This window comes from Janthinobacterium sp. PLB04, assembly GCF_021165895.1.
Taxonomy (GTDB): Bacteria; Pseudomonadota; Gammaproteobacteria; order Burkholderiales; family Burkholderiaceae_D; genus Janthinobacterium; species Janthinobacterium lividum.
Genome location: NZ_CP088968.1, coordinates 1787077 through 1799277, shown reverse-complemented (window position 1 = coordinate 1799277; position 12201 = coordinate 1787077). Strand labels below are relative to the sequence as shown.

11 protein-coding genes and 1 other RNA gene are annotated in these 12201 nt (G+C 60.1%); 5 read left to right on the top strand and 7 right to left on the bottom strand.

Translation table 11 applies throughout. From position 1 onward, the window contains the following. Positions 1 to 2: 2 nt before the first annotated feature. The 5 genes from hisC to gyrA all read right to left on the bottom strand — a co-directional run bounded on the left by hisC (position 3) and on the right by gyrA (position 6791). Positions 3 to 1109, bottom strand: coding sequence for a histidinol-phosphate transaminase (hisC, locus tag LSO07_RS07820; protein WP_034782010.1), 1107 nt, complete (start codon positions 1107 to 1109; stop codon positions 3 to 5). 44 nt (positions 1110 to 1153) lie between these two features. Beyond that, positions 1154 to 2224: a prephenate dehydratase gene (pheA, locus tag LSO07_RS07815; RefSeq protein ID WP_070257597.1), complete on the bottom strand. Its 1071-nt coding sequence runs from the start codon at positions 2222 to 2224 to the stop codon at positions 1154 to 1156. Between the two features lie 82 nt (positions 2225 to 2306). Next, positions 2307 to 3398: a 3-phosphoserine/phosphohydroxythreonine transaminase gene (gene serC, locus LSO07_RS07810; RefSeq protein WP_034782008.1), complete on the bottom strand. Its 1092-nt coding sequence runs from the start codon at positions 3396 to 3398 to the stop codon at positions 2307 to 2309. A gap of 24 nt (positions 3399 to 3422) precedes the next feature. Next, positions 3423 to 4007 carry a DUF2059 domain-containing protein gene (locus LSO07_RS07805; protein ID WP_151093173.1) on the bottom strand — a complete coding sequence of 195 codons (585 nt, stop codon included), beginning with the start codon at positions 4005 to 4007 and terminating at the stop codon, positions 3423 to 3425. A 105-nt stretch (positions 4008 to 4112) separates the two neighbouring features. Continuing rightward, entirely contained in the window at positions 4113 to 6791 is a 2679-nt protein-coding gene (gene gyrA, locus LSO07_RS07800; protein WP_070257569.1) for a DNA gyrase subunit A, read from the bottom strand. A 655-nt stretch (positions 6792 to 7446) separates the two neighbouring features. Here gyrA and ompA point away from each other — a divergent pair. The 5 genes from ompA (at position 7447) to LSO07_RS07775 (ending at position 10971) form a co-directional block, all read left to right on the top strand. Beyond that, positions 7447 to 8157, top strand: a complete 711-nt coding sequence (gene ompA, locus LSO07_RS07795) for an outer membrane protein OmpA (RefSeq protein WP_035825645.1) — start codon at positions 7447 to 7449, stop codon at positions 8155 to 8157. 127 nt (positions 8158 to 8284) lie between these two features. Next, the gene (gene ubiG, locus LSO07_RS07790; protein ID WP_151093171.1) at positions 8285 to 8980 is read left to right on the top strand and encodes a bifunctional 2-polyprenyl-6-hydroxyphenol methylase/3-demethylubiquinol 3-O-methyltransferase UbiG; all 696 of its coding nucleotides are present in this window, start codon (positions 8285 to 8287) and stop codon (positions 8978 to 8980) included. A gap of 68 nt (positions 8981 to 9048) precedes the next feature. Further along, positions 9049 to 9753 (top strand): HAD family hydrolase, encoded by a 705-nt coding sequence (locus LSO07_RS07785; RefSeq protein ID WP_151093169.1) that lies wholly within the window; start codon positions 9049 to 9051, stop codon positions 9751 to 9753. An 83-nt stretch (positions 9754 to 9836) separates the two neighbouring features. Next, positions 9837 to 10197, top strand: a transfer-messenger RNA (tmRNA) gene (gene ssrA, locus LSO07_RS07780). A gap of 471 nt (positions 10198 to 10668) precedes the next feature. Next, on the top strand, positions 10669 to 10971 hold the full coding sequence (locus tag LSO07_RS07775; protein WP_034782273.1) for a hypothetical protein: 303 nt from the start codon (positions 10669 to 10671) through the stop codon (positions 10969 to 10971). Positions 10972 to 11214: 243 nt separating this feature from the next. On the opposite strand, the gene LSO07_RS07770 is transcribed toward LSO07_RS07775, so the two are convergent. Beyond that, complete coding sequence (locus LSO07_RS07770) at positions 11215 to 11727, bottom strand: hypothetical protein (RefSeq protein ID WP_151093167.1); 513 nt, start codon at positions 11725 to 11727, stop codon at positions 11215 to 11217. Positions 11728 to 11802: 75 nt separating this feature from the next. Further along, positions 11803 to 12189 carry a hypothetical protein gene (locus LSO07_RS07765; protein WP_151093165.1) on the bottom strand — a complete coding sequence of 129 codons (387 nt, stop codon included), beginning with the start codon at positions 12187 to 12189 and terminating at the stop codon, positions 11803 to 11805. Between the last annotated feature and the right edge of the window lie 12 nt (positions 12190 to 12201).

Genomic DNA, 12201 nt, shown 5'->3' with positions numbered 1-12201 from the left:
CGTCAGGCCAGCGCTTTCGTCAGCGCGGCGATGAAGATGGCGTTTTCCTGCGGCAGGCCGATGGAAATGCGCAGCCATTGCGGCAAGCCATAGCTGCCCACGGGACGCACGATCACGCCCTGCTTGAGCAGCGCCAGGTTCACGCGCGCGCCGGCGCCATCGTCGTCGCCCACCTTGACCAGCACGAAATTGCCGTGCGACGGCACGTATTCCAGGCCCAGTTGCGTAAACGCTTCCGTGAACTGCTGGTAGCCGGCCGCGTTGTTGCGCGCGCTTTGCTCGAGGAAGGCCTTGTCGTTCAGGGCGGCAATCGCAGCCGCCTGCGCCAGCGAGTTGACGTTGAACGGCTGGCGGATGCGGTTCATCAGGTCCGTCAGCACAGGCTGGGCGATGGCGAAGCCGATGCGCAGGCCGGCCAGGCCGTAGGCCTTCGACAGGGTGCGCGAGACCACCAGGTTCGGATACTGGCGCACCCACGCCGTCGACTCGTACTGGTCGTCGGCCGACAGGAATTCGTTGTAGGCTTCGTCCAGCACGACGACCACATGCGCCGGCACTTTCTGCAGGAAGGCCTCGAGCTGCGCCGCCGTCAGGAAGGTGCCGGTCGGGTTATTCGGGTTGGCGATGAAAACCAGACGCGTGTCGTCGGCAATCGCCGCCGCCATGGCGTCCAGGTCGTGGCCGTAGGCTTGCGCCGGGACGACGATATGGCGCGCGCCCAGGCCTTGCGTGGCCAGCGCGTACACGGCGAACGAATACTGCGAGTACACGACGGATTCGCCATGCTGCACGAAGGCGTGCGCGGCGATTTCCAGGATGTCGTTGCTGCCATTGCCCAGGGTGATCCAGTCGGCCGGCACGTCATAGCGCTTCGACAGCACGGCTTTCAAGTCAAAGCCGTTGGCGTCCGGATAGCGGCCCAGGTCATCGATGGCGGCGATCATCGCCTGCTTGGCCGATTCCGGCATGCCGTACGGGTTTTCATTCGACGCCAGCTTGACGATGGCTGCCTCGTCGAGGCCGAATTCGCGCGCGACTTCCGCGATCGGTTTGCCGCTCTGGTAAGGGGCGATGGCGCGGACGTATTCTGGACCGATATTTTTAGACATGGTGTTCTTTAAAAAAGTGGGTGATTGTAAGAATAGCTACAGTTTCACAGACTGACCGGATATGACCCCAGCACCTTGAAAAACGCCGCATTGCTTTGCAGCTCGGCCAGCGCCTGGGCGACGGCCGCGTCGTGCACGTGGCCTTCCACATCGACATAGAAATAATACTCCCAGCTGCCCATGCGCGCCGGGCGCGACTCGAAGCGCGTCATCGACACGCCGTGTTTCGCCAGGGGCGCCAGCAACTGGTACACGGCGCCCGCCTTGTTCGGCACGGCCAGCACCAGCGACGTCTGGTCCTTGCCCGACGGCGCCGTCTGCAGGGTGCCCACGACGGCAAAGCGCGTGCGGTTGTGCGGATCGTCCTGGATGTGGCCCTTGACCACGCCCAGCTTGTACTGCGCGCCCGCCAGTTCGCTGGCAATCGCGGCCACCGTGCCATCTTCGCCGGCCATGCGGGCCGCTTCGGCGTTCGATGCCACGGCGTGGCGCGCGACGTGCGGATAATTCTGGTTCAGCCACACCTGGCACTGCGCCAGCGCCTGCGAATGGGCGCAGATGGACGTGACGCCGTCCATGTTGCCGCTCTTCGTCATCAGGCTGTGGTGCACGGCGATCGCCACCTCGCCGCTGATGATGAGGCTCGTCTGCAGCATCATGTCGAGCGTGCGGTTGACGGCGCCCTCCGAGGAATTCTCGATCGGCACCACGCCGAAGTCCGCCGTTCCCGCTTCGGCGGAACGGAACACTTCATCGATGGATGCGCACGGCAAGCCTTCCACGGCGCTGCCGAACTGCTGATACACGGCCTGTTCGCTGAAGGTGCCGGCCGGGCCCAGATACGCCACGGTGACCCGCTTTTCCAGCGAGCGGCAGGACGACATGATTTCGCGGAAGATGGTCTGTACTTCGCGGTCGCCCATGGGGCCGGGATTGCGCTCTGCCACGCCGCGCAGCACCTGCGCCTCGCGCTCGGGACGGAACACGGGCGCCTGCGTCTCGGCCTTCACATGGCCCACTTGCTGGGCGATTTGCGCGCGGCGGTTCAGCAGCTCGAGGATTTGCGCGTCGATCGCATCGATCTGTTCGCGCAGCGGTTTCAATTTATCGGTCATGGTGGTTTGTTTCGTCAGCTGTACTTCAATCATGGCCGCGCGGCCTGCGCCGGCGGCGGGCCGGCGCGGTCGTCTAGGCGACTCAGCGTCCGGCAAACTCGTTCAGATAATTCACTAAGGCTTGCACGCCCTCGATCGGCATCGCGTTATAGATCGATGCACGCATGCCGCCGACGGACTTGTGGCCCTTCAGTTGCAGCAGGCCGCGCTGCTTGGCGCCGGCCAGGAATGCATCGTTCAGACTTTCGTCGCGCAGATAGAACGGGATGGTCATGCGCGAGCGGTATGCGGGATCGACCCGGTTCTGGTAGAAGTCGTCCGCATCGAGCGCCGCGTACAGCAGCGCCGCTTTCTCAATATTACGCTGTTCCATGGCTGCAACGCCACCCTGGCGTTTGAGCCACTGGAAAACCAGGCCGGCGATATAGATGCCGTAGGTGGGCGGCGTGTTGTACATCGACTCATGTTCGGCAACGATGGTCCAGTCGAAGGCCGACGGGCAGATCGGCAAGGCCTTGCCCAGCAAGTCTTCGCGCACGATGACCAGGGTCAGGCCGGCCGGGCCGATATTTTTCTGCGCGCCGCCGAAGATGACGCCATATTGCGACACGTCGATCACGCGCGACAGAATGTGCGAGGACATGTCTGCCACGATGGTGGTCCCTGCCGGCACGTCTGGCGCCTGCTGGAATTCCACACCGTCGATGGTTTCATTGGTGCAGATATGCAGGTAGGCGGCGCCTGGCGTCAGCTTCCATTCGGAGACTGGTGGCACGCCCGTGAAACGGGCAGCCTTGGACGACGCGGCCACGTTGACGTTCGCATACTTGGCCGCTTCCTGGATCGACTTGCCCGACCACGAACCCGTGTGCACGAAGTCCACAGTGGCCGGCTGCTGCGCGGCCAGGCCCGCCAGGTTCATCGGGATGATGGCGTTCTCGCCCAGTCCACCGCCCTGCAGGAACAGGATTTTGTAGTTCGCGGGCACGGCCAGCAGCTCGCGCAGGTCGGCCACGGCCTGCTTGTAGATGGAAATGAATTCGGGACCACGGTGGCTCATTTCCATCACCGACATGCCACTGCCATGCCAGTCCTGCATCTCGGCGGCCGCTTGCGCCAGCACTTCCTTGGGCAGGACGGCGGGGCCGGCGGAGAAGTTGTAGATATGGGTCACGATACGGTCCTTAGTAAAATGAAATTATTGGGGCGACTGCGTGGCCACCCGCATGACCTGGTCAAGCACGGCGTTCACGCGGGGGATCAGCACGCGCTGGCTGATGGCCATCGATTCGGCGGACAGTTGCGGCATGGTAGCCAGCATCTTGCGGCCCAGCGGCGTCTTGTAGAAGGCCGCCAGCTGCTCGACTTCCGGCACCGTGTAAAAGCGCGCGTACAGGGGCACCATTTCATCGCCCAGTTCATCGATCAGGGTCGGGTCGGCCAGCACCTGCGTCAGAGTGGCGATGGCCAGGGGAATTTCCTCTTCGGCGCTGGCCAGCGCGCGCGCCTTGCGCTGCTCGTCCATCTTCGGGTTGCCGTTGATTTGCTGCTGCGCCGACTGGCGGATCATGGCGGGCACCGATTGCAGCATCTGGTCGAAGATATTGCGCGTCAGTTGCGGGAACTGCATCGCGTCGAGCATGCGTCGCACGGCCACTTTCATGGCGGGGCTGGGCGCCGCCTGGCGCGAAGGCGTGGCTTGCGTGCTCTGGGCCAGGGCCGGCAGGGTCGCAAGGAAGGCCAGCGAAAACGCGGCAAAGAAGGTGGCAACGATTTTTCTCATGGCATGCGGGACTTTATAAAAGCGGGGAACAAATGGGACACGCAGGCTGGCGCCCCAACTGGCGCGCCAATAGCAATTGGGGCTCCCGAAAGAGCCCCAATCATCTTACTCCGGCTGGGCCGGATCGACCGGATCGACCGGGTCGGCCGCCGCCGGCGCGGCCTCCGTGCCCGCCTCCGTCGTCAGTTCGACTTCGTCGATATCCGTTTCCACCACGCGCTGCAGGCCGGACAGCTTGGTGCCGTCTTCCACGGCGATCAGGGTCACGCCCTGCGTCGCGCGGCCCATCTCGCGGATTTCCGACACGCGGGTGCGGATCAATACGCCACCGGTGGTGATCAGCATGATTTCATCGCTGGTATCGACCAGGGTCGCGGCAACCACTTTACCGTTGCGCTCGCTGGTCTGGATGGCGATCATGCCTTTCGTGCCACGGCCATGGCGCGTGTACTCGGTGATCGGCGTACGCTTGCCGTAGCCGTTTTCCGTTGCCGTCAGCACCGATTGCTGCTCGTTCTCGGCCACCAGCAGGGCGATCACGTGCTGGCCTTCTTCCAGGTTCATGCCGCGCACGCCGCGCGCCGTACGGCCCATCGGACGCACATCGTTTTCATCGAAGCGCACTGCCTTGCCCGAATCGGAGAACAGCATCACGTCGTGCTGGCCGTCGGTCAGCGCCGCGCCGATCAGGAAATCGCCGTCGTCCAGGTCGACCGCGATGATGCCGGCCTTGCGTGGATTGCTGAAGTCCTTCAGCGGCGTTTTCTTGACGGTACCGAGGCTGGTCGACATGAACACGTAATGGTCTTCCGGGAACGTGCGGTTCTCGCCCGACAGCGGCAGGATCACGGTGATCTTTTCGTTGTCCTGCAGCGGGAACATGTTGACGATCGGCTTGCCGCGCGAATTGCGCGAGCCTTGCGGCACTTCCCACACCTTCAGCCAGTACATGCGGCCACGATCCGAGAAGCACAGGATGTAGTCGTGCGTGTTGGCGATGAACAGCTGGTCGATCCAGTCTTCCTCTTTCGTCGCCATGGCCTGCTTGCCGCGGCCACCGCGCTTCTGCGCGCGGTATTCGGTGATCGGCTGGGCCTTCATGTAGCCGGTGTGCGACAGGGTCACGACCATGTCCTGCGGCGTGATCAGGTCTTCCGTTTCCAGGTCGGTCGCGTTCAACTCGATCTGCGAGCGGCGCGCGTCCTTGTTGCCAATGCCGTATTCGTTCTTCGCCGCCGTCATTTCATCGGTGATGATGACGGTCACGCGTTCAGGCTTGGCCAGGATGTCGAGCAAGTCGGCGATATGCTCCATCACGTCCTTGTACTCGTTGACGATCTTGTCCTGCTCCAGGCCGGTCAGGCGCTGCAGGCGCATCTGCAGAATTTCCTGCGCCTGGTCGTCCGACAGCTTGTACAGGCCATCCGTTTGCATGCCATAGTGTTTCGGCAGGTTTTCGGGACGGTAGGCATCGATGCCGCCTGGCGTCGTGCCGTCGCCCGTGCGGGCCAGCATTTCGCGCACGACGGACGAATCCCATGCCTTGGCCATCAGCTCGACTTTGGCGATCGGCGGCGTCGGCGCAGCCTTGATGATGGCGATGAAGTCATCGATGTTGGCCAGCGCGACAGCCAGGCCTTCGAGCACGTGGCCGCGTTCGCGCGCCTTGCGCAGTTCAAACACGGTACGGCGCGTCACCACTTCGCGGCGGTGCGACAGGAAGCACTGCAGCATCTGCTTGAGGTTCAGCAGCTTCGGCTGTCCATCGACCAGGGCCACCATGTTCATGCCGAAGGTATCCTGCAACTGGGTCTGCTTGTACAGATTGTTCAGCACCACTTCCGGCACTTCGCCCCGTTTCAGCTCGATCACCACGCGCATGCCCGACTTGTCGGATTCGTCGCGGATGTCGGAAATGCCGTCGAGCTTCTTGTCGCGCACGTTTTCAGCGATGCGTTCCAGCAAGGACTTCTTGTTGACCTGGAATGGCAGCTCGTCGACGATGATGGCGATGCGGCCGCCATCCTTGCCGTATTCTTCGAAGTGGGTCTTGGCGCGCATGACCACGCGGCCGCGGCCCGTGCGGTAGCCGTCGCGCACGCCGGACACGCCATAGATGATGCCGGCCGTCGGGAAGTCCGGCGCCGGGATCAGCTCGATCAATTCATCGATCGTGCAATCGGGGTTGCGCAGCACGTGCAGCGCGCCGTCGATGACCTCGGTGATGTTGTGTGGCGGAATGTTCGTCGCCATGCCGACGGCGATACCGGACGAGCCATTGATCAGCAGGTTCGGGATACGCGTCGGCAAGACCGTCGGTTCCTTTTCCTTGCCATCGTAGTTGGGCTGGAAGTCGACGGTATCCTTGTCGATATCGGCCAGCAGTTCGCCGGCGATCTTGTCCAGGCGGCACTCGGTGTAACGCATCGCCGCGGCGCCGTCGCCGTCGACGGAACCGAAGTTGCCCTGGCCATCGACGAGCATGTAGCGCAGCGAAAAATCTTGCGCCATGCGCACCAGCGTGTCGTAGATCGAGGCATCGCCGTGGGGATGGTATTTACCCATGGTTTCGCCGACCACGCGGGCGCACTTGACGTAAGGGCGGTTCCACACGTTATTCATTTCATGCATCGCGAACAAGACGCGGCGGTGCACTGGCTTCAAGCCATCGCGCGCATCGGGCAAGGCGCGACCGACGATCACGCTCATGGCGTAATCGAGGTAGCTCTTGCGCATCTCTTCTTCGAGGGAAATAGGAATTGTTTCTTTTGCGAATTGATCCATTGGCGGTTCGACTGATCTCAGGCTGTGGTTAACTTATCTGTTACGCAATGTATGACGCAATACTGCATATCCTGGGTGGCTGTCGTCGTGGACGCCGCGCCGCGCGCTGCTGGCGCGGCCCGGCTTCCATGTCGCAGAGTGCCAGACAAATCGGCGGGCTGGCGGCACAGCCAGTACGGGTACCGCAAGGGTATGTCCTGGCCATGCAGTGCCGCCGTGGGCATTTGCTCGACACTCTTAACAGTCAAGCGCACGATTTTAGCATGCGCGCCCAGCTACCTGTACAAATTGGCCATACCAACAAGATTGGCAGTTTGCACCGGGGACGTGCACGTTGACCTGTCGATAATGCACAATGGCAATATCAGTTCAAGATACCTGCCCTTAAAAGAGGCAAAAAAAGCGATCAATTGTTACAGGCGCGTTACAAATGGGCATTTTCGTTGCGCAAAAACAACGCACGGTCTAAAATCGGGCAAGCTTTGATTTAACCACGGTCGTGTGCCCCTGATGCGTGTGGCAAAATGACTGGGAAGTTAATTGCTAGTTTCGCAATCTGAAACGAGCGCATATGGTCTACATGATAAAATCTTGGCACGTAGCACCAGTAGCGCAGTGTTGTTCTGCGGATATCACCCCCCGAAAGGAAAAAAGAATGAATAAATTTGTAACGCTGTTTTTCGCTGCATCCGCAGTGATTGCTGGCTCGGCTTCGGCCCAAACCCCAACCTCCCCACCATTCGCGCCAGTTACCACTGACATCAAAGCACCAAGCCCAAAAAGCGCTTACGTGCAAGATGCCCGCGGCGTAATCGTGCGTGACCCATTCGGCCTGTGCTGGCGTACCGGCTACTGGACACCTGCTGACGCAGTGCCAGGTTGCGACGTGCCACTGTGCGTAGAGCCAGAAACCCTGCAAGACGGCAAATGCGTGGCTCCTCCAGCACCAGTCGTACCTGCTCCAGCACCAGCACCTGTCGTGCCAGTGCCAGTCGTAGTTGCTCCTACCTCGGAAAAAGTCAGCTTCGCCGCTGATGCATTCTTCGATTTCGACAAAGCTACGCTGAAGCCAGAAGGCAAAGCCAAGCTGGACGAGCTGTCCGCACAACTGGGCGGCATCAACCTGGAAGTCATCATCGCTGTGGGTCACACCGATTCGGTCGGCACCGATGCTTACAACCAAAAACTGTCGGTACGTCGTGCTGATGCTGTCAAAGCCTACCTGGTCACCAAAGGCGTTGAAAGCAACCGCGTGTACACCGAAGGCAAAGGCGAGAAACAACCTGTTGCTGATAACAAAACTGCCGAAGGCCGTGCGAAAAACCGTCGCGTGGAAATCGAAGTTGTTGGTACCCGCAACAAGTAATAGCTGATCCCCTGGACTTGCCGCAAGTCATCGCGCAAGTCAAGAACAGCATGAAAAACCCCGCTACGGCGGGGTTTTTTTTCGTCCGTGGCTGCCCAATTGTAAAATTGCCGCTATTATTCGACCTATGAACGCCGACCCTCTTGAAATCCAAAAATTCAGTGAGCTGGCCCACCGCTGGTGGGACCCCACTTCCGAGTTTCGTCCCCTGCACGAAATTAACCCCCTGCGCCTGGAATGGATCAACGCGAAAGTGCCGCTGGCCGGCAAGCGCGTGATCGACATCGGCTGCGGCGGCGGCATCCTGGCCGAATCGATGGCCCGCAAGGGCGCCGACGTGACGGGCATCGACCTGTCCGACAAGGCATTGAAAGTTGCCGATCTGCACAGCCTGGAATCGGGCGCCAAGGTGCGCTACAAGCTGATCGCCGCCGAAGCCATGGCCGAGGAAGAGCCGGGCCAGTACGACGTCGTGACCTGCATGGAAATGCTCGAGCACGTGCCGGATCCCGCCGCCATCGTCAAGGCCTGCGCCGCGCTGGTGAAACCGGGCGGCCACGTATTCCTGTCCACCCTGAACCGCAACCCGAAAGCGTATCTGTTCGCCATCCTGGGCGCCGAATACCTGCTGCGTTTGTTGCCGAAAGGCACGCACGACTATGACAAATTCATCACCCCGGCCGAACTGTCGCAATACGTGCGCAGCGCCGGGCTGGACGTCAACAGCATGCGCGGCATGGGCTACAATCCATTGACCAAGATTTACTCACTTAATAGCGATACCAGCGTCAATTACCTGGTGGCCTGCACCCGGCCGCTGTAACCATCACGCACAATACAAGGCGGCTGCGGCCGCCATTTTTCATTCCTACTTGACACACTTTGCCCGCCATGATCACAGACCATCTGCCAGCCCCGCGCGCCATTCTGTTCGACCTCGACGGCACCCTGGCCGACACCGCGCCCGACCTGGCAGCGGCCATCAACCTGCTGCGCGCGCGCGCCGGCCTGGCGCCGACCCCGTATGACATCCTGCGCCCCACGGCCTCGGCAGGCGCACGCGGCATGATAGGCGCGTCGTATGGCGTCCAACCGGGCGAAAGCGGCTACGAAGCCCTGAAAGACGGCTTCCTGAACAATTACGAAGCGGCCCTGGCCGTGGAAAGCCGCTTGTTCGACGGCATCCCCGCCCTGCTGGAAGGCCTGCAAGCCCTGGGTCTGGCCTGGGGCGTGGTCACCAACAAGGCCGCCCGCTTCACCGATCCGCTGGTGGGCCAGATCGGCCTGGGCGCGGCCGGCTGCGTGATCTCGGGCGACACCATGGCGCACCCGAAACCACACCCTGCCCCCCTGCTGGAAGCGGCGCGCCGCCTGGAGCTGGCGCCGGAAGACTGCTGGTACGTGGGCGACGACCTGCGCGACATCCAGGCCGGCCGCGCCGCCGGCATGCGCACGGTCGCCTGCGCCTGGGGCTACTGCGGCCCCATCGAACCGCAGCACTGGAATGCCGACCATTTGCTGGACACGCCGCAAGCGCTGCTGGAACTGGTCAGCGCAGTGGTGAAGGCGGCGCAGGCGCGGCAGCTGGCAGCATAAATCGGCCTGCGCTTGATCTGGCACGCCGGCAAGCGAATGCATCATGCAAGAGTGGGCAGATTGCGCTACAATGAAGGTTCTGTGGGGACGACCTGGTTTCGACGTGGGTTGCAAAGCAGCGCAGGGCATACCGAGGGCGGGCTACCTCGTAAATACAACCTGAAAAAACTTAACTGCAAACGATAACTCGTACGCACTGGCAGCTTAATCGCTGTTAGCTCTAGAACACCTCGTCCCTGGGGTGGGCCGTCAAAAGCTCTAGAGTCATTTACAGGGACTCGTCGTATGCTGGGTTACTTAGCGTCCGACTAAATAATAGGTAACTCGCTTGCCCATAACGTGCACATCCGTGCTGGCTGAGTTAAATTAAATGATAGTGCTAAGTATGTAGAACTGTCTGTAGAGTGCTTGCGGACGCGGGTTCGATTCCCGCCGTCTCCACCACTGAATAAATAAAAGGGCTTCCCCGTTTTGGCGGGGAGGCCCTTTTTATTTATTCCATGCATGCAGAACGCCGGCGTCGAATCCGCGTCCGGTACGGGCGCGGGGGTTTTGCGGGACTTCGGCGAGCGCAGCTCGGTGCCGCAAAACCGGGTTGCGCTTGCAAGCGCAACCCTCTTCGATTCCTCTGACTAGCTCTTGCGCCGCAGGCGGTTTCCTAGCAACAACATCAGCTGCTCAGGCCATGTGCGAATGACGGACCTGCCCCTCTATGTGGGAAGCAAAACAGATAGGGCATGCTGGACGATAATTGCCAGAATATACGGGCGTTGGATGCCGTATGCAGATCAGGCGGCCGGATCAACAGCGGAAATTGTGTTCGGTCTTTACTGATTAAATCTGGCGGCTGTCTGTCCTGCAACATCAGGGGCCAATGATATAGTGGCGGAAATGTACTCACTGAAGAAAACTGCCATGAAAAACGACACAAACGCTCGCCCGCAAGCAACCCAAGCACCTGCCAGGCTCAGCAAAGGGGACTTCGTCGCCGCACTGCGCAAGCTGCTGCAAGAAGAAGGAAAGGCCGGCAAGTCCAGCGTGGACGTACGCGCTGCGAACCTGCACACCGACGTTGGCGTTTATCCGGCGCGCGGCCACTCGATGCCGACCTGTTGCACGGTAATGTATGAAGAGATGCAACCGGGTGACGAGATACTGCTGACGCCACCCGGCGGCAAAGGACCTACGCTCCTGGTACGGTATAAATTCCCGCGCTGAGAATCGCGGCCTTAGGCTACTGATGGCGATTCGCAGCGCTAATCGGCTCCGTCCGCTTCCCCCCCCCACAGCGGACATGGAGCGTCCGAGCAGGCCGGGTTTCATAACAGCGACCTCGGCAGCCCAGTCTCATTGTGTTTTGGGGTCATGACGATTGATGCCGCCTGGACTGCAACAGTTTCAGCGTCGTTACCGCCATCGGTATTGCTTGATACGGCCACTTGGACAGAAAAACCCCATGCATCAATGCAGCCGCGCCGAAGGCGTCGAATTGAACGGTTCAGATCTCTTATGGAACATGAAATACGCAAATGGCACAAAGTAGAACACTAGCCAGTGCCCGGAGAAACCTCGCACTTGATTTACCTTGAAAGTGGAATACTCCACGGCGGTCAGTTCGCGAATGAAATTTCCACGGTTCAATAGCACAAATTTCCCGTCAACGATCGAAGGATTACCGCCCGCCGCGTTCATCATGAAGAGTGCAAAATTCACCAATGCGTAAGCAGCTATACAGAGTCCCAGTCCGACCACCCACTTCGGAAAAGCTGCGCGTAGTTCAGCGAACGTTGGTTTGGGGCCGAGTGACTTTCGACTGGAGAAGACAAACGGAATGAACACAAGGAAAATGCCGCCGTGCAGCCACCAGATCGCAGGAAAATTATCAGATACATTGACTCCCATCAATGCCGCAATGTGCACAATCAGTGCGGTTGCAAAGCCAATTAGTGAGGTAACGCCAAAAATTTGGTTCATAGAATCGGATTACATATATCGTAAAGATGTCGGTCTGCAACTAAATTCGTAAGTGATGCAACTTCACAAAGTATATTAACTGTCCGGCTTGCGCCCTGTGAAAAAAGGCCAGGCAAACACCACAATGCCTGCAACGACACATCCGGCCAGGCTAACGGCGACACCAAAAATGTACCACGCCACATCGACTCCGTGACTGTAGAGCGTTCCGACAAATAGTCCACTCACCAGCCAGACTAACACCGCTAATTTAAGCAGAAAATATTTTACTTTACCGATGGAACGATTCAGCCGCATTTGTTGAATAGCGGCCATGCCCATGACTAAACACGCCACACCAGCCGCAATTATCAAGCGTGAAACCGAATGCTCCATGTCGCAACCTGACTTGTAGTTGAGCCAGCGGGCCCAGAGATTAAAAGATCGAGGGCTTAAATCCAGCAGCCAATTATCGCTTGCCACTACGTCCCCGGC

What these genes read in the sequence shown, in the direction of transcription:
- LSO07_RS07775 (WP_034782273.1), top strand. Translation starts at nt 10,669, where the DNA reads ATGAAAAACGACACAAACGCTCGCCCGCAAGCAACCCAAGCACCTGCC.
- ubiG (WP_151093171.1), top strand. Translation starts at nt 8,285, where the DNA reads ATGAACGCCGACCCTCTTGAAATCCAAAAATTCAGTGAGCTGGCCCAC.
- LSO07_RS07805 (WP_151093173.1), bottom strand. Translation starts at nt 4,007, where the DNA reads ATGAGAAAAATCGTTGCCACCTTCTTTGCCGCGTTTTCGCTGGCCTTC.
- LSO07_RS07785 (WP_151093169.1), top strand. Translation starts at nt 9,049, where the DNA reads ATGATCACAGACCATCTGCCAGCCCCGCGCGCCATTCTGTTCGACCTC.
- ompA (WP_035825645.1), top strand. Translation starts at nt 7,447, where the DNA reads ATGAATAAATTTGTAACGCTGTTTTTCGCTGCATCCGCAGTGATTGCT.
- hisC (WP_034782010.1), bottom strand. Translation starts at nt 1,109, where the DNA reads ATGTCTAAAAATATCGGTCCAGAATACGTCCGCGCCATCGCCCCTTAC.
- LSO07_RS07770 (WP_151093167.1), bottom strand. Translation starts at nt 11,727, where the DNA reads ATGAACCAAATTTTTGGCGTTACCTCACTAATTGGCTTTGCAACCGCA.
- pheA (WP_070257597.1), bottom strand. Translation starts at nt 2,224, where the DNA reads ATGACCGATAAATTGAAACCGCTGCGCGAACAGATCGATGCGATCGAC.
- gyrA (WP_070257569.1), bottom strand. Translation starts at nt 6,791, where the DNA reads ATGGATCAATTCGCAAAAGAAACAATTCCTATTTCCCTCGAAGAAGAG.